The following is an 18,473-nucleotide window of genomic DNA, read 5'->3' on the forward strand; positions in this document are numbered from 1 at the left end:
GGAATCCTCACGCCTCCAGGCCGCCGCGCTTGACGAGCTGCCCCGCGATGACATTGCGCTGGATCTCGTTGGTGCCCTCGCCGACGATCATCAACGGGGCGTCGCGGAAGTAGCGTTCGACGTCGAACTCGGTCGAGTAGCCGTGGCCACCGTGGATGCGGACGGCGTCGAGGGCGATCCGCATGGCCGTCTCGGAGGCGAAGAGCTTCGCCATCCCGGCCTCCATGTCCACGCGCCGGCCCGCGTCCGCCTCGCGGGCCGCGTACAGGGTGAGCTGGCGGGCCGCGGTGAGCGACGTGGCCATGTCGGCCAGGTAGTTGCCGATGGACTGGTGCTTCCAGATCGGCTTGCCGAACGACTCGCGCTCCTGGGCGTAGGCGAGCGCGTCCTCGAAGGCGGCCCGGCCGACTCCGAGAGCCCTGGCGGCGACCTGGAGGCGTCCCGTCTCCAGGCCTTTCATCATCTGCGCGAAGCCCTTGCCCTCCGTCCCGCCGAGGACGGCGTCGGCCGGTGCCCGGTGGTCGTCGAAGGACAGCTCGCAGCTCTCGACGCCCTTGTAGCCGAGCTTGGGCAGATCACGGGAGACCGTCAGGCCGGGGCCGTGTTCGACGAGGAGGATCGAGATGCCCTGGTGGGCGGGCGTGGCCTCGGGGTCGGTCTTGCACAGCAGGGCGATCAGGCCGGAGCGCCGGGAGTTGGTGATCCAGGTCTTCGAGCCGTTGACCAGGTAGCTGTCGCCGTCCCTGCGGGCGACCGTGCGCAGGGCCTGGAGGTCGGAGCCGCCTTCCGGTTCGGTCAGGGCCATGGTGGCGCGGACCTCGCCGGTGGCCATCCTCGGCAGGTACCGGCGCTGCTGCTCCTCCGTGCCGTGGTGCAGCAGCAGTTTGGCGACGACGGTGTGTCCGCCCATCGCTCCGGCGAGGCTCATCCAGCCGCGCGCCAGTTCCTCGGTGATCAGGACGTAGCAGGAGGTGGAGACGGGGGTGCCGCCGTACTCCTCGGGGACGGCCAGGCCGAAGATGCCGAGGCTCTTCATCTGCTCGATCAGGGCCTCGGGGTAGGTGTCGGTGTGCTCCAGCTCCCGGACGACGGGCCTGACCTCCTTGTCCACGAAGTCGCGCACGGTGCGGACGACGAACCGCTCGTCCTCGGACAGGATGTCGAGGGTGCTCATGAGGGGACTCCTTGTGGCTCAGATGACGCTGTCGGCCCTGAGGCGGTCGATGTCGGCGGGGGCGTATCCCAGTTCGGCCAGGACGGTCTCGGTGTGCTCTCCGGCCGCGGGGACCGGGTCCATGCGCGGGGCGGTGCCCGCCAGGTCGACCGGCGGCAGCAGCGCCGGCACCTCGACGTCCCCGGGGATCCGTACGTCCCTCCAGCGGCCCCGTTCGCTGAGCACCGGGTGGGCGAGGAACTCCCCGACGTCGTTCACGTCCGCGTGGGCGATACCGGCGTCCCCGAGCAGCTTCACCACCTCGTCGCCGCTCAGTTCCCCGAACCGCTCGGTGACGATCGCGTTCAGCTCCGCGCGATGGGCCACCCGGGCGGCGCCGGTGGCGAACCGGGGATCCGCGGCGAGCCCGGGCCGGCCGAGGAACCGGTCGCACAGGGCCGCCCATTCGCGCTCGTTCTGGATGGAGAGGAGTACGTCCTTGCCGTCGGCGCAGGTGTAGGCGCCGTAGGGGGCGATGGTGGCGTGCTGGGTGCCGAGGCGCGGGGGCTGGGTGCCGCCGAAGCGCGTGTAGTAGGCGGGCTGGCTCATCCACTCGGCCAGCGCCTCGAACAGCGACACCTCCACGGCCCGTGCGACGCCCGTGGTCGCCCGGGTGAACAGGGCGGTGAGGATGCCCGAGTAGGCGTACATGCCGGCGGCGATGTCGGCGACCGAGACCCCGACGCGGGCGGAGGTGTCCTCGTCGCCCGTCAGCGACACGAGTCCGGTCTGGCACTGCACCAGCAGGTCGTACGCCTTGCGATCGGCCCACGGGCCGCTGGTTCCGTAGCCGGAGACAGTGCACGGGATCAGGGCGGGGAAGCGCTCGGCGAGCGCATCGGGCCCCAGGCCCATCCGGGCGGCCGCCCCCGGAGCCAGGTTCTGCACGAACACGTCCGCCCCGCCGAGCAGTTGGTCCAGGACGGTCCGCCCCGCGTCCGACTTCAGGTCGACCGTCACGGACTCCTTGGAGCGGTTGAGCCACACGAAGTAGCTGGACTCGCCGTGCACCGTCGTGTCGTACCGGCGCGCGAAGTCACCTCCTCCCGGGCGCTCCACCTTGATCACCCGCGCGCCGAGATCAGCCAGCTGGCGGGTGGCGAAGGGGGCGGCGACCGCCTGCTCGACGCTGACGACGGTGATGCCGGAGAGCGGCATGGCTTCCGGGCGTTCGCTCATGTGGTGACCTCCACTGGGGTCAGGGTCCCCTCTCGGGACGTACCATCATGAACACTCATGGCGACGTAATTGAAATAGCAATCCGTCATACCCTCATGCGTGCCGCGGATGGCCGCCGCGCGCTTCGGCGGCCGGCGGAGAGGAAGGGCCCCTCGTGGACATCAAGCAGCTCAGGGCGATCGTCACGGTCGCCGAGGTGGGCAGCGTCACGCGGGCCGCGGAGCTGCTGCATCTGGTGCAGCCCGCGGTGACCCGGCAGATCCGCACGCTGGAGCAGGAACTCGGCATCGACCTCTTCGAGCGGACCGGGCAGGGCATGCGCCCCACCGAGGCCGGAGCGATCATGGTGGACCGTGCCCGGCGCGCCCTGGGCGAACTGGAACGGGCCCGTGCCGAGGTGCAGCCGGCTCCCGGGGTCGTGACCGGCATCGTCACCGTCGGACTGCTGGAGAGCACCAGCGACCTGCTCGCCGAGCCCCTGGTGACAGCGGTCGCCCGCGCCCACCCCGGTGTCGAACTGCGTCTGATGACCGCCTACTCCGGGCATCTCCAGCAGTGGCTCGACGACGGCGACCTGGACCTGGCCCTGCTCTACAACCTCGACAGCACGCCCTCGCTCAACGCCCGCCCGCTGGTGCGGGAACAGCTGTGGGCGGTGGCGCCCGCGTCCGCCGGTCTGCGCGCCGACCGTCCCGTTCCGTTCGCGGAAGCGGCCGCGCATCCGCTGGTCATGCCCGCCTCGGGGCACGCGCTGCGGCGGCTGATCGACGCGGCGGCGGCACGCTCCGGGGCAGCCATGGACATCGCCTTGCAGACCAACTCCATGCGGGTGCAGAAGCAGCTCGTTCGCGCCGGGCACGGCTGGACCGTCCTGCCCGGGGTGGGGATCGCCGAGGACGTCGCCCTGGGCACGCTGAGCGCGGCACCGCTGAGCGAACCCGATGTGCGGCGCTCGATCGTCCTCGGCACCCCGCGGTTCACCCGCGTCCCGCCCGCCGTGGAGATCGTGGCGCGCGAGCTGGTGCTACAGATCAACACGGCGGTGGAGCAGGGCAGATGGCCGTCCGCCCAGGTGCAGGGAGTCGACCGCTCCCCTGCGGCCGACGGCCCCTGACATGCGGGCGGGGCATGCGAGCGGGGCATGCGGGCATCACCGTTTTCTATTGTTCATTCTCATTCATCAGCGCCCATGATGTGAGGCACCTCTAGCCGACCGATCAGCGGAGTCGCTACGGATGAGTCAGACCCATGCCGCGGCACCCTCCTGGCAGGAGGATGTCTTCGCCGCCTTGAAGAAGCGCGATGTCCGGCAGATCGCCTACGTTCCGGACTCCGGCCACTCCCACACCATCCGTGAGGCCCAGCGGGACCCCGGCATCCGCGATGTGGTGCTGACCACCGAGGAGGAGGGTGTCGCCGTCGTCAGCGGGGCCTGGCTGGGCGGGCAGCGCGCGGTGCTGCTGATGCAGAGCAGCGGCGTCGGCAACTGCGTCAACATGTTCTCCCTGCTGCAGATGGGCGGCTTCCCCTTTCTGACGCTGGTGACCATGCGCGGCGAGTACGCCGAGTTCAACCCCTGGCAGGGCCCCATGGGCCGCACCACCCGGCAGGCCCTGGAACTCATGGGCATCACCGTCCTGCGGGCCGACCGTCCCGAGGACGTCGGGGAGACCGTCGAGGCGGCCCTGGACTCGGTGTTCGAGGCGGGCGAGCGCGCCGCCGTGCTCCTCGGGCAGAGGCTGATCGGCCGCAAGAAGTGGGAGCGCGACTGATGACCTCCGTTCGACTGGACCGCCGCCGTTTCGTCGCCGACCTGGTCGGCCTGCTCCCCGAGGACACCCTGCTGGTGACCGGCCTCGGCTCACCCGGCTACGACGTCTTCGCCGCCGGCGACCGCCCCGGCACCTACTACCTGTGGGGCGCGATGGGCGCCGCCGTACCCCTCGCCCTCGGTCTCGCCCTCGCCCGGCCGGACCGCCCGGTCGTCGCGGTCACCGGCGACGGCGAACACCTCATGGGCATCGGCACGCTGGCCACCATCGGCGCGCAGCTCCCGCCCAACCTCACGGTCGTCGTGCTGGACAACGCCCACTTCGGCGAGACCGGCATGCAGCCCAGCCACACCGGCCTGGGCACCGATCTCGTCTCCGTCGCCCGGGGCTTCGGCATCCACGACGCCCTGCGGATCACCGACCTCGCCCAGACCGAGGACCTGGCTCGGCGCGTCGAGGCCCGCGCGGCGACGACGTACGCGCAGGTGCTGATCGACACCACCGAACCGCCCCGCGCCCTGCCGCCCCGCGACGGTGTCGCCAACAAGAACGCCTTCCGCGCCTCCCTGGGCCTGACCACGTTCTGATGCGGCGGGCGTCCCCGCGCAGCGCTACGAGATGTTCATCGACGGCGAGAGCCGCCAGGCCTCCGACGGTGACTGGTTCCCCACCGACAACCCGTGGATCGCCTTCCTGCTGTGGGTCTGCCGCACGCGCTGGTCACCGCCACCAGTCGGCGGACTGACCGAGCCGATCGCGCTGGGCCTGAAGAACAGCGGCCACGAGACGGTCTTCTACTGGTACGTCACGGGATGCACCGCCCTGACCTTCCTGGCCACCCTGTTCTTACCCGAGGCGGCCCGGCTCACCTGACCTGCCCGCACACCCTCCGGAACGGAAGGCCCATGCAGCCCACCTCACCAGCGCCCCTCGGCTCGTACGTGGAGTCGTGGACTCCCGGGCCGGTCACGGACGAAGACCCCCTGGCCGCCGGACCGGTGGCGGCCCTGTCAGCGGCCCTCGACCTGCCCGGAACCGTCGCGGAGGCCGGGGACCCGCTGCCTCCGCTGTGGCACTGGCTGCACTTCCTCGCCTGGCCGGCCCAGCGCGACCTGGGCGCCGACGGGCATCCGCTGAACGGGCACTTCCTGCCGCCGCTGCCCGACCGGCAGCGCATGTGGGCCGGCGGCCGCTGCGAGATCACCGAGCCGCTGCGCCTCGGCACACCGGCCGAACGCGTCAGCAGCCTCGTCTCCGTCGCCGCGAAGCGGGGCCGCACCGGGGAGCTGCTGTTCGTCACCGAGCGCCGGGAGTTCCGGCAGGGCGGCCGGACCCGCCTGGTCGAGGAGCAGGACATCGTCTACCGGTCGGGGCGGGGTGGCGGACAGCACCCGTCCGCCGTCGACGAGCCCGCCCTCCCCCGGCCGGACGACCCGTGGCAACTGCCGCTGCGCCCGAACCCGCCGCTGCTCTTCCGGTTCAGCGCCCTGACCGCGAACGCGCACCGCATCCACTACGACGCCCCGTACTGCCGGGACGAGGAGGGCTACCCGGGTCTCGTCGTGCACGGTCCTCTGCTGGCCCTGCTCATGCTCGAACTGCCGCGCCGCCACGCCCCGGAACGGCGGGTGCGCTCCCTGTCGTACCGGCTCCGGCACCCGGCGTTCACCGGCGAACCTCTGACGGCCTGCGGCACACCCACCGGCGACGGTGCCGAGCTGCGGGTCGCGACCCACCGGGAGGAGCGGCACGCCACGGCGGAGGTGACGTTCGCATGAGCCCCCTCCACGACCGCACCAGCCCTCTCCACGACCGCGTCGCCACTGCCCGGAAGCCTGCTCTTCGTCCCCGGGAGCCGGCCCGACCGCTTCGACAAGGCCGCCTCCGCCGGCGCGGACCTGGTCATCATCGATCTGGAGGACGCGGTCGCCGCCCCGGACAAGACGCGGGCCCGCTCCGACGCCGCGGCCTGGCTCTCGCTCGGCAACCGGGCCGTCGTACGGATCAACGCCTCCGGGACCCCCTGGGCGGAGGACGACCTGCGGACGGCGGCGGAGCACGGCTGCCCGGTCATGGTGCCGAAGGCAGAGGACCCGGCCGCACTCGCCGACATCGCCGCCCACGCGGGAGGCCGGTGCCCGGTCATCGCGCTCGTCGAGACCGCCCTCGGCGTGGAGCACGCCCTCACTGTGTCCGCCACACCCGGTGTCGTCCGCGCCGCCTTCGGCAACGTCGACCTCGCCACGCAGCTCGGCGTCTCCCAGGACGACCACACGGCACTCGCCCACGCCCGCTCCCGGCTGGTCCTCGCCTCGGCCGCCGCCGGCATCAGTCCGCCGATCGACGGTGTCACCACCGCCGTACGGGACACGGACACCCTCACCGCCGACGTCGCCCATGCCCGGCGGCTGGGCTTCACCGGCAAGCTCTGCGTCCATCCGTCCCAACTGGCGGGCGTGGCCGACGGGTTCGCGCCCTCGGAGCAGGAGCTGCGCTGGGCCCGGGCCGTCCTCGGCGCGGGCGACTCCGTCACCACGGTCGACGGCCGGATGGTCGACAAACCGGTCCTGGAACGCGCCCGGCGGGTCCTGGCACTGGCCCGCGCACCGCACACGACGCCCTGACACCACCAGGTTCCAGAGGGCTCCCGCCTCGCGACGGCGGTGGCCGCTGCGGGCTGTGCCGCGCTCGTGTTCCGCCCCCGCTTCCCCCCTCGCGGTCTTCGCGTGCACCGTGCGGATCCCGGCCGACTCGGGCTGACGGCCCAGGACCCGACCCGTGGGGATCACGCCCGGCCCGGGCGGTGTCGTGCCCGTTGGGCGTCCAGGGCCGCGATGGCGACATGCAACTGCGCCCGGCAGTCGCCGGACTCGAGGTCCGCGCGCAGGATGTCCTCGATGAGGTGCAGGCGTTGATAGAGCGCCTGCCGTGACAGATGGCTGCGCCGGGCCGCGATCGACTTGTTGCCCGCGGACGCGAGGTAGTGGCGCAGGGTGGTGAGCAGGTCCGTGCCGTGGTCCTGGTCGTGGGCGAGCAGCGCGGACAGTTGGCGTTCGGCGTAGGCCTGGACCCGGGGGTCGTCGCGCAGGGAGTAGAAGAGCTGGGGCAGGCCGATGTCGGCGATGGTGTGGACGGCCGCCGGACCGACGGGCGGAACGGCGTCGGCGACCTGTTCCGCCTCGGCGGCGGAGCGGGCCACCTCGGACAGTTCGCCCACCTCGGCACCGACGTAGACGGGTGCGCCGGCGAGTTCGCTGATGTCGGTGGCCAGCGGTCGCCAGCCACCCGGCTCGCGGTAGGCCAGGAGCACGCCGATGCCGCGCTCGCCCAGGTCTCCCACGAGGGCGCTGCCCTCCAGCCGTGCGCGCAGCTTGTCCAGCAGCGCGTCGCGGTCGGCGGCGCAGACCAGGACGACGGCGAGTCTGCGCCCATGGGTGGGCACACCGAGCGCCGTGATCTTCGTCCGGGTGTCGCGCCAGGACAGGTGCCGCTGCTCCAGGACGTCGAGCAGCGCGTCCCGTTGGGCCTGTTCCTCCCAGCGCGTCTCATGGGTGAGCCGGGACAGGGTGAGTGCGATGGCCGCCCGCTCCAGGACCATCACCTGGTCGGTGTGGAACCGCTGCTCGGCGGTGCTGCCCGGCAGCATGACCAGCCGTCCCCAGCGCTGCCCGCGGAACTCCACGGAGGTGACCAGCCAGCCCTCCTGTCCGCACACCTCCGTGCGTTCGGTGGGCGAGGGAGTGACCCGGGAGCGCTCCTCCCACCGGTTGAGCGCGTCCTCCACCATGGCTTCGCCGGGGGCACAGATCAGGGCCTGGTGGGCCAGGTTCTCCAGGACGACGGCACGGCCGGTCATCGTCGCGGCGGCCCGGACGACCTCGTCGGCGCCGGCTCCGCGCAGGGAGAGCGCGGTGAAGGTGTCGTGGACGTGCTGCGCGGCCCGGAGGGTGCGGACCTGGCCGGTCAGGATCATCGCGTGCACTTCCTGGGTCACGTCGACGAACTTGATCCCCCGCTGCAGCACGATCAGCGGCACGCCCCGCGCGCGGCACGCGGCGACCAGCTCATAGGGCGCCTCCCGGTAGCGGCGGCCGAGTTCCAGCACCAGGGCGGCGGCACCGATGTCCGCGAATTCGGCGGCCCACTCCTCCAGCCGGTTGGGAAACCCGAACCCGGTGGTCAGCACCAGCTCGCCGCCCCGCAGGGCCGACGCCGGGTGCTCCCACTCGGTGACATGCACCCAGCGCACCTGCCGGTCCAGTCGGTCCTGCCCCGCGAGGATCTTCGGCAGTCCGCGGACCAGCACGGGAAGGGCCAGTACCTCGGCCACCGTCACTGCCCCGCCGTCGCTCACCCTGACAACTTGCATGCTTTCGAGCCACCACGCAATGGGTCACGGCTGCCGGACGGGCACGGCTTCGGTCTTGGTCGTGGAGGTGAGGGGGCGGTCCTTCGTCTCCGGCGCCAGGGCCAGGGAGACCACCAGGCCGACGAGCGTGATGCCCGCTCCGATCAGCAGCGTTCCGGAGTTGCCCACCCCGGCGATGAGCAGCGGCAGACAGAAGGTGCCGCCGGCCGATCCGATACGGCTCATGGCGGAGGCGAAGCCGACCCCGGTCGCCCGCAGATCGGTGGGGAAGAGCTCGCTGGGATAGAGGAACTGCAGGGCGCTGCCCGCGGCCTCGGCGAAGTGGAACACCAGGAACAGCACGATGATCGGCAGGGCGAGGTGCAGCGGCAGCACCGCCAGGCAGAACAACGCGACGAAGATCGCGACGAAGCTGCCGATCAGCAGCGGCCTCCTGCCGACCCGGTTGACCAGGAACAGACCGGTCGACACACCCAGGATCGGGATGAGCATCATGACAGCCGCGCTGGTCGTGGCGTTGCCGACGCCCATCGAGGTGAGGATCTGCGGCTGGAAGGTCCGGATCGCGTAGCCCGTCGCCACCTGGCACAGGAAGAACGTCGAGCAGAACACCACCTGCTTCGTGTAGCCGCGGCGGAACACCTCACCGATGTTGCCCAGGCCCGACCCCTTGCGCCGCGGCACCCTGCTCTCCTCGACGAGTTCGTCGACCCGGACGTCGGGTCCGATGTAGCGCCGTACGATCGCGGTCGCCTCGTCCACCCGGCCCCGGCTGGCCAGCCACCGCGGTGACTCCGGAAGCCCGGCCCGCATGGCCAGGAAGATCGCCGCCGGAACGGCCCCCGAGGCCAGCATCCAGCGCCACGCGTCGTCGCCGACCCCCATCAGGGCCAGCCCGATCCAGTAGCTCACGCCGTAGCCGATCCACCACGACAGCACCAGCCCGGACAACGCGCCGCCGCGCAGCTTCCTGGGGACCAGTTCGGCGGTGAGGGCCGAGGCGATCGGATAGTCCGCGCCGACGGCGATCCCGATGATCAGGCGCAGTACGAAGAGCTGCCAGGCCTCGTTCACGAAGAACTGCGGGATCGACGCGGCGACGAACACGACGAGGTTGAGGACGTACATCAGCCGTCGGCCGACCCGGTCGGTGATCGCGCCGAAGACCATCGCCCCGAAGAACACGCCGATCAGGGCGGAACTGGCGAGCAGTCCTGACCACACGGAACCCAGGTGCAGCTGGGGGGTGATCTGGCTCAGTGCGATGGCGATGATGCCGAGCAGATAGCCGTCGCAGAACGGGCCGCCCATCGCCACCGCGACCAGGCGGCGATGGAACCGATTGACGGGAACGTCGTCCAGGGTGGTTGTCATGGTGGTGCGCCTTTCGTCGGCAAGGGCCGGGTGCAGACACTGTGGGACAGGTCACCCGGGGCCGACAGATACAGATTGTCAGGTGGTCCCGGGCCCGGTTGACACGGCGTTCCGTTCCTCGCCCGCCGGTATCGCGCCGCCGGTCGCCTGCGGTACAGCTGGTCGCCATGGAACAGAGAACCGCGCTGGTCACGGGCGCGAACCGAGGACTGGGTGCCGCCATCGCCGAAGGCCTGGCCGGACAGGGTATCCGCGTGTGGCGCGGCGCACGAGAGGGCGGAGGCACGGCACGCGAGGTGCGGCTGGACGTACGGGACGAGGACAGCGTCACCGCGGCGGTGCGGCGGATCCTGGACGAGGACGGACGCGTCGACATCCTCGTCAACAACGCCGGCATCACCGACGGCAGGCAGGCCCCGGTCACCGCCGATCTCGATGTCGCGGCACGCGTCTGGGACACCAACGTCCTCGGCGCCTGGCGGTGCGCCCAGGCGGTCGTCCCGGGCATGGTCGCCGCCGGGTACGGCCGCATCGTGAACATCGGCAGCACGCTCGGCTCCCTCGCCCTCATGGACCGCCCGACCGAACCCGGCTACCGCGTCTCCAAGGCCGCGCTGAACGCGCTGACCCGGCTGCTGGCCGCGGAACTCGCCGGCACCGGGGTCCTGGTCAACGCCGCCTCGCCCGGCTGGGTGCGCACCGACATGAGCCCGACCGCGACACGCGGCCCGGCCGAGGGGGCCGACACCCCGGTCTGGCTCGCGACCCTGCCCGACGACGGCCCCACGGGCGGCTTCTTCCGGGACCGGGAACCGCTCGCCTGGTGAGCCGTACGCGCTGCTCAGCGGGTCCGCCGGGCCGCCGGTCCGCGAGCACGCGACGTCGTGTCAAGTGGAACCGCGATGCGCTGACAGTCTGTTCCTGTCTCGCCGCGCCCCCTCGGCTCACAGTGAAGACAAACGTCCCGCCGCCCTCGCGGCACGACTCTGAGGAACGCCCATGGCTCCGAGGCCCGTCGTCTCCTTCGACTGCTACCGCACCCTGATCGACTTCGACCTCAACCGCGCCACCCTGCCCATCGTCCGGGACCGCCTCGACGAGGTCGGTGTCGACCACGAGGTCTTCCTCGACAACCTGCGCGTCATGCGCTTCCAGGGCGTCGTCCAGCCCTACCGCCGCTACCGCGAGATCGTGCGGGACAGCCTCGAGAACTGCATGCTGCTGCACGGCATCGAGTACCGTGACGAGGACTACGAGCAACTGATCGCCGCCGCCGAGCGGTTCCCGGTCTTCCCCGACGTCCCCGACGCGCTCCGCACGCTCAAGGAGCGCTACGACATCGCCATCCTCACCAACAGCGACGACGATCTGATCCCGTATCACCTGGAGACCATCGGCGTCCCCTTCGACCATGTGGTCACCGCCCAGCAGGCAGGTGCCTACAAGCCCCGCCGCGAGGCCTTCGAGAAGCTCTTCGAGGTGCTGCCGCAGAGCAGGGACCAGATCACCCACGCCGCGCAGGGCTGGGACTACGACATCATGCCCACCAAGGACCTCGGCATCGCCCGGCGGGTCTGGGTGAACCGCTACGACCTCAAGGGCAGCGACGCCTACCAGCCCTACGACGAGATCCGCGACCTGTCCGAACTCCCCCCGCTGCTGGGGATGTGAGCGCCGCCATGGACGCTGTCACCACACCCCGGGCGGATCCCGTCAACGGAAACGTCTCGTTCTGGTTCGAGGCCATCGGCGGCCGCCCCCCGCTGCGCCCCGCGCTGTCCGGCGACACCACCGCCGACGTGTGCATCGTCGGCGGCGGGTTCACCGGACTGTGGACCGCCTACTACCTCAAGAAGGCCGACCCCTCCCTCCACATCGTCGTCCTGGAGCGGGAGTTCGCGGGCTACGGCGCCTCCGGGCGCAACGGGGGCTGGGCCTCCGGGTTGCTCGCCGGCTCCCGGGACAGGTTCGCGGAGCTGTACGGCGTCGACGCGACCAAGGCGCAGCAGCGCCTGATGCACGAGGCCGTGGACGAGATCGTCGCCGTCGGCGCGGCCGAGGGCATCGAGGCCGATGTCGTCAAGGGCGGCACCCTCCGCATCGCCTGCTCCCCGTCGCAGGTGCGGCGGCTGACCTCCGGGGTCACCGAGGACCACAGGTGGGGCGTCACCGAGTCGCGGCTGCTGGACGACGGCGAACTGCGTGAGCGCCTCCGCATCCCGGAGGCGCTCAAGGCCGCCTACACCCCGCACTGCGCCCGGATGCAGCCCGCCCGCTACGTACGCGGCCTGGCCGACGTCGTCGAGTCCCTCGGCGTCACCATCCGGGAGTCGACCACCGTCACCCGGATCGAGAGCGGCACCGCGCACACCGACCGGGGTGTCGTCCGGGCGCCCGTCATCCTGCGGGCGACCGAGGGCTACACCGCGTCCCTGGCCGGGGAGCGGCGCACCTGGCTCCCCATGAACAGCTCGATGATCGTCACCGAGCCGCTGCCGGAGTCCGTGTGGGACGAGATCGGCTGGAACGGGGGCGAGACCCTCGGCGACAAGTGCTACTCCCACATGTACGGCCAGCGCACGGCCGACGGCCGGATCGCGATCGGCGGACGGGGCATCCCGTACCGCTTCGGCTCGGCCACCGACCGCGACGGCGCCACGCAGGAGGCGACCATCCGGTCCCTCACCTCGATCCTGCACCGCAGGTTCCCCGCCACGCGCGGCCACCAGGTGGAACACGCCTGGTGCGGCGTCCTCGGCGTCCCCCGGGACTGGTGCTCCAGCGCGGTGTTCGACCCGGCCACCGGACTCGGGCATGCCGGCGGGTACGTCGGCCAGGGCCTCACCACCACCAACCTGGCCGGCCGTACCCTGCGTGATCTGGTCCTCGGCCATGACACCGAACTCACCCGGCTCCCCTGGGTGGGCCACACCTCACGGAAGTGGGAGGTCGAACCGCTGCGCTGGCTGGGCGTGCGGTCCATGTACCTGGCCTACAGCCGTGCGGACCGCAAGGAACTCGCCGGGCGCCAACGGGCATCCCGGCTGGCGAGGCTGGCCGACGTCATCAGCCGGCGCCCCTGACGGCCCGGGCGGTCAGAGGGCCGTGAACGTCCACAGCAGGTTGGTGCTGCTGTCGTACGTCCACTGCTTGGTGACGGAGCCCGAGGGCACGGTGCCACCGCCGTCGAGGACCAGTCCGGTGGTCCGGTTGGCGATCGAGTAGCGGCCGTCGCCCCGGTGGGTGATCGTCCACTGCTGGTTGTCTCCGCCGTTCCAGGCAGCCTGCCGGGCGGCGGAACCGTCGGTGGTGGCGCCCCAGCCGTCGGCGACCATGCCGTTGGCGCGGTTGACCAGCTTGTAGTGGCCGCCTCCGACCTCCACCGCCTGCCACTGCAGGTTGGTGCTGCCGTCCCAGGTCCATTGCTTCAGGTCGGCCCCGGAGGCGACGTCGCCGCCGCTGTCGAGGGCCAGTCCGTCGGTGACGTTGGTGATGCGGAAGTACGTCGAGGGCCTGAACCGGACCTTGAGCGAGCTGACCCGGTCGTTGCCGCCGGTGCCCCGGAGGTCGGCGTTGTCGGCGGTGAACGTCCAGGAGGTGCCGGTGAAGTCGTCGCCGGACCAGCCGGTGACCTGGTAGCCGGGGGCCAACCGCAGGGAGGAGAGAGTGCGGGTGCCCAGTCCGGCCGCGGTCAGTTCGTCCGCGGTGTAGTCGCCGAGAGGGAGCACGGCGGCGACGCCGGAGTAGTTCACCTCCCTGAAGCCGACGGCGCCGGTCAGCGGACGCAGGCCGGGGATCCGTCCCGAGAACGCGAGCTTCAATACGTAGGCGTCGGCGCTGTACGGCGCCGAGGACGGCAGGGTGACCGTCAGCCCGGAGGCGTTCTGTGTCCGCTTCGGCAGGTCCGTGTAGGTGCCCGGGGTGGATCCGAGCAGCTTCACGGAGGTGAGCGACGAGAGGTCGATCCGGTCCGCGCTCAGCGTCTTGACGGTCAGTGAGCTGCCGGGCCAGCCGAGCACGGTGGCGTACAGGACGGTGTTCGCCTTGTTGCGTGTGAAGCGGATGTCCTGCGCGGTGCCGGCCGTGGGCCGGGTGAAGGAGCCGCCGCCCATCTTCGTCGGTCCCTCGCCGTACGCGGTCCACGCGCGGGTCGAGTACAGCGACTCCCCGAAGCGCTTCAGGTGGTCTCCGATGCCCAGCAGGATGTCCTTCTGGACCTGAGGAATGGTGCCGTCGGCCTTCGGCGCGATGTTCAGCAGCATGTTGCCGTTCTTGCTGACCCGGTCGATGAAGGAGTGCAGCATCTCCTGGGTGCTGTAGTAGCCGATGTTCTGCGTGTGGCACCAGCTGTTGCTGGAGATGCTGTCGTCGGTGAGCCAGTACGGGGCGGTGAGGTCGGCCGGGCCGCCGCGTTCGTAGTCGAAGACCTCGCCCTTGCCGTTCATGCCGTCCTTGTAGGTGGCGACGACCTCGCGGCCCCAGCCGACGGCCTGGTTGTAGTAGTACGCCAGGAAGTTCAGCCGCTGCGTCTCGTCGACGGCGTCCAGGTTGAAGTCCTGCCAGAGGATGTCGGGCTCGGCCCGGTCGATGACCTCCTTGAGCTTGTCGAACCAGAGCTGGTTCTCCTGCGTCGCGTCCAGCTGCCCGTACAGCTTCTTCAGGCTGGAGTCCGCCTGTACGGGCGCGTGCTCGTAGTAGCCGGTGAAGTTGTACGCGTGGTGCATCGCCACCAGCAGCTTGAGGCCCTTGGCGCGGATGGCCGTGCTGAAGATCCGCAGCAGGTCCAGCCCAGGGCCCTTGTCCACCGAGTTCCACTCGCTGACCTGGCTGTCCCACATGGAGAAGCCGTCATGGTGCTCCGCCACGGGGCCGGCGAACCTGGCCCCCGCGTCGACGAACAGCTGCGCCCACTCGTCGGGGTCGAAGTTCCCGCCCGCCGACTTCGGCTTCGGCGCGAACTGCACGGTGTTGCCCGCCAGATCCCGCGCGCCGTCGATGAAGTTGTGGAACGGCCACTGGGATGGCTGGCCGTAGGTCGCGATGTGGTGCTTGTTGGCGTTGCTGCCGTCCGCGTACATGTTGCGCGGGTACCACTCGCTGTCGTAGGCCGGAACGCTGAAGGCGCCCCAGTGGAAGTAGACGCCGAACTTGGCGTCCCGGAACCACTCCGGGGCCGGCGGGTGCCGGTCCACCGATTCCCAGTCGGGCGTGTACCTCCGGGGCGCCGCCTGCGCGCCGCCGGCACCGAGCACACCTGCGGCACCGGCCGCCGCGGCCACGCAGGTGGCACTGGCCAGGAACTGGCGTCTGTTGATCGAAGACCTCGGCATGGAGACATCCCTGGTATGAGGGGGCAGGAGACGTTACGCACGAAGATCGACCCTGAATCATGGGATGTCAACGGGTGCGACGAGATGGAAGGCGCCCACAAACTCTGCTCCACACCTGGCATTTCTCCATTTACCATGACTTTCCGATCGGCCAGACATGGTATGTTTCCCAGCACTATCCAGCCGGTGAGGAGTTCGCGATGTCGCTCACGGACAAGGCCATCGAGCAGATTCGCGAGCTGATCAGGACCGGCGCCCTGCCTCCCGGTTCGAAGCTGCCTCCGGAGGCGGACCTGGCCGCCCAGTTGGGCCTGTCCCGCAATCTGGCGCGCGAAGCCGTCAAGGCACTGGCCGTCGCTCGCGTGCTGGAGATCCGGCGGGGCGACGGCACCTATGTGACCAGCCTGCAGCCGAGTCTGCTCCTCGGAGGGCTCGGCGGTGCGGTGGAACTGCTGCAGGGCGACTCGGCCGCGCTCCAGGACCTCATGGAGGTACGGCGACTCCTGGAGCCGGTCGCCACGGCGCTGGCCGCCACCCGGATCTCCGACGCTCAACTGGCCGAGGTGGAGCGACACTTGGATGCCATGCGCGAGGCCCGTGACGATGTCGAACGGCTCAATGCCCATGACGCCGCCTTCCATCGCGCCGTCGTCTCGGCCACGGGCAACGAGAGCCTCCTCACGCTGCTGGAAGGCATCTCGGGCCGCACCCTGCGGGCCCGCATCTGGCGCGGTCTGGTCGACACCCAGGCCGCGGGGCGGACCCTCGCCGAACACGAGGCTATCTTCCGGGCCCTGGCCGCCCGTGATGCCGCCCTCAGTCAGGCGGCGGCACTGCTTCATGTGAGCAACACCGAGCAGTGGCTGCGGGAACACCTGGGCTCGGGCGCGGCTCTGTCGAGCTGAGGCAGCGATTCAGGGCGCGGGCGGCAGGTGGACCGTCATGATCAGGTCGCAGGGTTCCACGCCGGAGCCTCGGTAGGTGTGCGAGGCGTCGCCGTCGAACGTGGCGGTCTGCCCGGCTTCCAGAGCGTGTTCCGTGCCGTCGACGATCAGGGTCATGCGGCCCGATGTGACGCTGACGGTTTCCACGACTCCCGCCTGGTGGGGGTGACTGGGGTATTCCTCGTCCGGCTCCAGGCGCCAGCGCCAGACCTCCACCGGGGCCGGGCCCGAGGTCGTCAGCATGAGCCGGGCCTCGCTGCCCCTCTCGCCGGTCCACAGGGGAGCCACGGCGTCCGCGGCCACGACACGGACGACACGGCCTTCGGGCGGCCCCTGCATCAGGGCGGACACCGAGATGCCGAGGGTGTCGGCCAGGCGGACCAGGGTGGCCAGATTGGGATTGCCCTGGGCTCTCTCCAAGGCGACCAGGGCCCCCTTGCTCACCTGGGCCCGGCGGCCGAGCTCCTCCAGGGACAGGCCGGCCCGGGTGCGCGCCGCCCGGACGTTGTGCGCGACCGTCCGCAGGGTCGCGGCCGTCTCGGCCATCCGATCTCCCTCCTCACCATCGATCATTCCACTGCACCGCACAGTCGTTTGGTTGACACTATCCGGTCGTTGCGTTGTACGGTCTGGTCGTTCCATTGAATGGTAAGGGACGTGCTGTGATCGCTCTGCTGGAAACGGAAACCCCGCCCATGACCTCCTTCCGCCTCTCCCCCGCCGTCGCGGACGCCTTCCCCGGCACCCTCATCGCCCTGGTCACCGCCACCGGCCTACGCGGCCGCGAGCCCTGGCCCCGGACCAGCGCGGTCCTGGAGGAGCTGGAGCAGCAGGTCGCCGCCGGCAGCTGGCACCCGGCCGACGAGACCGACCCCCGCATCGAGGCCTGGCACACCGCCTACCGCTCGTTCGGCACCAACCCCCGGCGTATCCGCCCCAGCGTCGACGCACTCGGCCGTCGCTTCGCGAAGAAGGGAACGCTGCCGCGCATCAATCCGGCCGTCGACTCCTACAACGCCGTCTCGGTCCGACACGGCCTGCCCGCCGGCGCCTTCGACCTGGACCACGTCACCGGCGACGTCGGCATCCATCACGCGGACGGCACCGAGTCCTTCACCCCGCTCGGCGAACCCGACACCGTCGAGCACCCCAAGCCCGGCGAGATCGTCTACGCGGACGCCGCCGGGGTGCTGACCCGGCACTGGAACCACCGCGACGCCCACCGCACCCGCGTCACCGAGGACTCCACCCGCGTGGCCTTCGCCCTGGAAACCCTCCACGCGGAGCGCGACGGCGACCTCCTCAAGCTCGCCGCCGGCCAACTGCTGGACCTGCTCGCCCCGCACGCCACGCGGACGGCCGGGTACCACCTCACCCCGGCCCGGCCCCAGGTCACCGTCTGAGGCCCCTGCCTCAACCCGCGTCGGGGCAGTTGTCGCCGATGCGGGGACCTTCTTCCCCGGCTCCGGCCGTCCCCTCACCGTCCCCCGGCGCCGGGCCCAGCAGGACCTCGATGCCCGCTCGAAGGTAGCGCTCCAGCGTGGCGTCCGGCGCCGAGGCCAGGGCGGGTGGGCGGATCTCCGACCGCATCAGGCTGGTGCCGAGCATCCAGGCCGCCAGGAGTTCCGCCCGCAGGTCCGCGTCGGGGCCCCCGATCCGGGCGGCCAGACGCTGGGAGAACACCTCCGTGAAGTCCGCCCGCAGCCGCGCCACCGCCTCGTCCCGGCCGGAAGAGCGCAGCACGGACAGCACCGGGTGCGGGAAATCGCCCTCCTTCGGGGGACCCATGAGCAGCGCGCAGAACCAGTCGGGTATCGCCTCGACCGGCTCCTCCAGCAGCGGCTCGAATATCTTGCCCGTACCCGACACGTCGTTGAACAGCGCTTCTTTCGAGCCGAAGTAGCGGTAGACGAGAGCCGCGTCCACACCGACGTCGCCCGCGATGTCGCGCACGCTGGTGCCCTCGTAGCCGTACTTGCCGAAGCGGAATGCCGCGGCGGCCCGCAGCGCGGTACGCGTCCCCGACGCCGAGCGTTTGTGGGCGGGCCGACAGGCCTCCGCCTTCGACGCCTCGCCCTTGTGTGCTCCGGTCACGTACCGCACCTCCGTGGTCCACGGCCCCTCGGCCATCCGCCCATGTTCCAGTCTGCGGCGACTGTCTCAAAGTCACCGACCGATGTCATCAATCGTTGACTTACGTTCTCGCCGCATGCCATACCTGACTCAGGTCAACGATTGGTGACTTGAGTCCTCGCTGTGCCCGGGCCGTACGACGGAGTCGGCCCTTCAGGT

18 protein-coding genes are annotated in these 18,473 nt (G+C 70.9%); 11 read left to right on the forward strand and 7 right to left on the reverse strand.

From position 1 onward, the window contains the following. Positions 1–7: 7 nt before the first annotated feature. A complete protein-coding gene (locus tag ACFT4A_RS14565; RefSeq protein ID WP_382829619.1) occupies positions 8–1,174 on the reverse strand; it encodes an acyl-CoA dehydrogenase family protein in 1,167 nt (388 codons plus the stop codon). A gap of 18 nt (positions 1,175–1,192) precedes the next feature. Then, positions 1,193–2,392, reverse strand: a complete 1,200-nt coding sequence (locus ACFT4A_RS14570; protein ID WP_382829622.1) for a CaiB/BaiF CoA transferase family protein — start codon at positions 2,390–2,392, stop codon at positions 1,193–1,195. 154 nt (positions 2,393–2,546) lie between these two features. On the opposite strand from ACFT4A_RS14570, the gene ACFT4A_RS14575 reads away from it, so the two are divergent. The 6 genes from ACFT4A_RS14575 (at position 2,547) to ACFT4A_RS14600 (ending at position 6,788) form a co-directional block, all read left to right on the forward strand. After that, complete coding sequence (locus tag ACFT4A_RS14575; RefSeq protein ID WP_382829625.1) at positions 2,547–3,506, forward strand: LysR family transcriptional regulator; 960 nt, start codon at positions 2,547–2,549, stop codon at positions 3,504–3,506. 121 nt (positions 3,507–3,627) lie between these two features. Continuing rightward, positions 3,628–4,164 (forward strand): phosphonopyruvate decarboxylase, encoded by a 537-nt coding sequence (locus tag ACFT4A_RS14580; protein WP_382829628.1) that lies wholly within the window; start codon positions 3,628–3,630, stop codon positions 4,162–4,164. After that, the gene (locus ACFT4A_RS14585; RefSeq protein WP_382829631.1) at positions 4,164–4,751 is read left to right on the forward strand and encodes a thiamine pyrophosphate-dependent enzyme; all 588 of its coding nucleotides are present in this window, start codon (positions 4,164–4,166) and stop codon (positions 4,749–4,751) included. Before ACFT4A_RS14580 ends, ACFT4A_RS14585 begins: the two co-directional genes overlap by 1 nt. Before the next feature lie 31 nt (positions 4,752–4,782). Further along, complete coding sequence (locus tag ACFT4A_RS14590) at positions 4,783–5,037, forward strand: hypothetical protein (RefSeq protein ID WP_382829633.1); 255 nt, start codon at positions 4,783–4,785, stop codon at positions 5,035–5,037. A 32-nt stretch (positions 5,038–5,069) separates the two neighbouring features. Next, on the forward strand, positions 5,070–5,942 hold the full coding sequence (locus tag ACFT4A_RS14595) for a hypothetical protein (RefSeq protein ID WP_382829636.1): 873 nt from the start codon (positions 5,070–5,072) through the stop codon (positions 5,940–5,942). A 57-nt stretch (positions 5,943–5,999) separates the two neighbouring features. Then, positions 6,000–6,788: an HpcH/HpaI aldolase/citrate lyase family protein gene (locus ACFT4A_RS14600; RefSeq protein ID WP_382829744.1), complete on the forward strand. Its 789-nt coding sequence runs from the start codon at positions 6,000–6,002 to the stop codon at positions 6,786–6,788. A 161-nt stretch (positions 6,789–6,949) separates the two neighbouring features. Here the strand turns inward: ACFT4A_RS14600 and ACFT4A_RS14605 are convergent, their stop codons facing one another. Together ACFT4A_RS14605 and ACFT4A_RS14610 are read right to left on the reverse strand one after the other, a co-directional pair. Further along, complete coding sequence (locus ACFT4A_RS14605) at positions 6,950–8,533, reverse strand: PucR family transcriptional regulator (RefSeq protein WP_382829639.1); 1,584 nt, start codon at positions 8,531–8,533, stop codon at positions 6,950–6,952. A 24-nt stretch (positions 8,534–8,557) separates the two neighbouring features. Further along, a complete protein-coding gene (locus ACFT4A_RS14610; protein ID WP_382829642.1) occupies positions 8,558–9,907 on the reverse strand; it encodes an MFS transporter in 1,350 nt (449 codons plus the stop codon). A gap of 167 nt (positions 9,908–10,074) precedes the next feature. Between ACFT4A_RS14610 and ACFT4A_RS14615 the strand changes: the two genes are divergently transcribed. The 3 genes from ACFT4A_RS14615 (at position 10,075) to ACFT4A_RS14625 (ending at position 12,990) form a co-directional block, all read left to right on the forward strand. Next, positions 10,075–10,734 (forward strand): SDR family NAD(P)-dependent oxidoreductase, encoded by a 660-nt coding sequence (locus ACFT4A_RS14615; protein ID WP_382829644.1) that lies wholly within the window; start codon positions 10,075–10,077, stop codon positions 10,732–10,734. A gap of 172 nt (positions 10,735–10,906) precedes the next feature. After that, the gene (locus ACFT4A_RS14620; protein ID WP_382829646.1) at positions 10,907–11,578 is read left to right on the forward strand and encodes an HAD-IA family hydrolase; all 672 of its coding nucleotides are present in this window, start codon (positions 10,907–10,909) and stop codon (positions 11,576–11,578) included. A gap of 8 nt (positions 11,579–11,586) precedes the next feature. Next, complete coding sequence (locus ACFT4A_RS14625) at positions 11,587–12,990, forward strand: NAD(P)/FAD-dependent oxidoreductase (RefSeq protein WP_382829649.1); 1,404 nt, start codon at positions 11,587–11,589, stop codon at positions 12,988–12,990. Between the two features lie 12 nt (positions 12,991–13,002). Here the strand turns inward: ACFT4A_RS14625 and ACFT4A_RS14630 are convergent, their stop codons facing one another. After that, positions 13,003–15,237, reverse strand: coding sequence for an alpha-L-fucosidase (locus tag ACFT4A_RS14630; RefSeq protein ID WP_382829651.1), 2,235 nt, complete (start codon positions 15,235–15,237; stop codon positions 13,003–13,005). A 200-nt stretch (positions 15,238–15,437) separates the two neighbouring features. Here ACFT4A_RS14630 and ACFT4A_RS14635 point away from each other — a divergent pair, with 200 nt between their 5' ends. Beyond that, positions 15,438–16,142 (forward strand): FadR/GntR family transcriptional regulator, encoded by a 705-nt coding sequence (locus ACFT4A_RS14635; protein ID WP_382829655.1) that lies wholly within the window; start codon positions 15,438–15,440, stop codon positions 16,140–16,142. Positions 16,143–16,151: 9 nt separating this feature from the next. Here the strand turns inward: ACFT4A_RS14635 and ACFT4A_RS14640 are convergent, their stop codons facing one another. Continuing rightward, positions 16,152–16,727, reverse strand: a complete 576-nt coding sequence (locus ACFT4A_RS14640; RefSeq protein WP_382829658.1) for a helix-turn-helix domain-containing protein — start codon at positions 16,725–16,727, stop codon at positions 16,152–16,154. Between the two features lie 149 nt (positions 16,728–16,876). On the opposite strand from ACFT4A_RS14640, the gene ACFT4A_RS14645 reads away from it, so the two are divergent. Next, complete coding sequence (locus tag ACFT4A_RS14645) at positions 16,877–17,584, forward strand: B3/4 domain-containing protein (RefSeq protein ID WP_382829661.1); 708 nt, start codon at positions 16,877–16,879, stop codon at positions 17,582–17,584. Between the two features lie 10 nt (positions 17,585–17,594). Here the strand turns inward: ACFT4A_RS14645 and ACFT4A_RS14650 are convergent, their stop codons facing one another. Further along, entirely contained in the window at positions 17,595–18,275 is a 681-nt protein-coding gene (locus ACFT4A_RS14650) for a TetR family transcriptional regulator (RefSeq protein ID WP_382829663.1), read from the reverse strand. Positions 18,276–18,473: the final 198 nt, after the last annotated feature.

It is taken from the genome of Streptomyces sp. NPDC057099, assembly GCF_042671245.1.
GTDB lineage: Bacteria > Actinomycetota > Actinomycetes > Streptomycetales > Streptomycetaceae > Streptomyces > Streptomyces purpurascens.

Coding starts and splice junctions, on each gene's coding strand:
- ACFT4A_RS14580 (WP_382829628.1), top strand. CDS start 3,628: ATGAGTCAGACCCATGCCGCGGCACCCTCCTGGCAGGAGGATGTCTTC.
- ACFT4A_RS14585 (WP_382829631.1), top strand. CDS start 4,164: ATGACCTCCGTTCGACTGGACCGCCGCCGTTTCGTCGCCGACCTGGTC.
- ACFT4A_RS14625 (WP_382829649.1), top strand. CDS start 11,587: ATGGACGCTGTCACCACACCCCGGGCGGATCCCGTCAACGGAAACGTC.
- ACFT4A_RS14610 (WP_382829642.1), bottom strand. CDS start 9,907: ATGACAACCACCCTGGACGACGTTCCCGTCAATCGGTTCCATCGCCGC.
- ACFT4A_RS14590 (WP_382829633.1), top strand. CDS start 4,783: ATGTTCATCGACGGCGAGAGCCGCCAGGCCTCCGACGGTGACTGGTTC.
- ACFT4A_RS14615 (WP_382829644.1), top strand. CDS start 10,075: ATGGAACAGAGAACCGCGCTGGTCACGGGCGCGAACCGAGGACTGGGT.
- ACFT4A_RS14635 (WP_382829655.1), top strand. CDS start 15,438: ATGTCGCTCACGGACAAGGCCATCGAGCAGATTCGCGAGCTGATCAGG.
- ACFT4A_RS14605 (WP_382829639.1), bottom strand. CDS start 8,533: ATGCAAGTTGTCAGGGTGAGCGACGGCGGGGCAGTGACGGTGGCCGAG.
- ACFT4A_RS14645 (WP_382829661.1), top strand. CDS start 16,877: ATGACCTCCTTCCGCCTCTCCCCCGCCGTCGCGGACGCCTTCCCCGGC.
- ACFT4A_RS14570 (WP_382829622.1), bottom strand. CDS start 2,392: ATGAGCGAACGCCCGGAAGCCATGCCGCTCTCCGGCATCACCGTCGTC.
- ACFT4A_RS14595 (WP_382829636.1), top strand. CDS start 5,070: ATGCAGCCCACCTCACCAGCGCCCCTCGGCTCGTACGTGGAGTCGTGG.
- ACFT4A_RS14565 (WP_382829619.1), bottom strand. CDS start 1,174: ATGAGCACCCTCGACATCCTGTCCGAGGACGAGCGGTTCGTCGTCCGC.
- ACFT4A_RS14640 (WP_382829658.1), bottom strand. CDS start 16,727: ATGGCCGAGACGGCCGCGACCCTGCGGACGGTCGCGCACAACGTCCGG.
- ACFT4A_RS14620 (WP_382829646.1), top strand. CDS start 10,907: ATGGCTCCGAGGCCCGTCGTCTCCTTCGACTGCTACCGCACCCTGATC.
- ACFT4A_RS14630 (WP_382829651.1), bottom strand. CDS start 15,237: ATGCCGAGGTCTTCGATCAACAGACGCCAGTTCCTGGCCAGTGCCACC.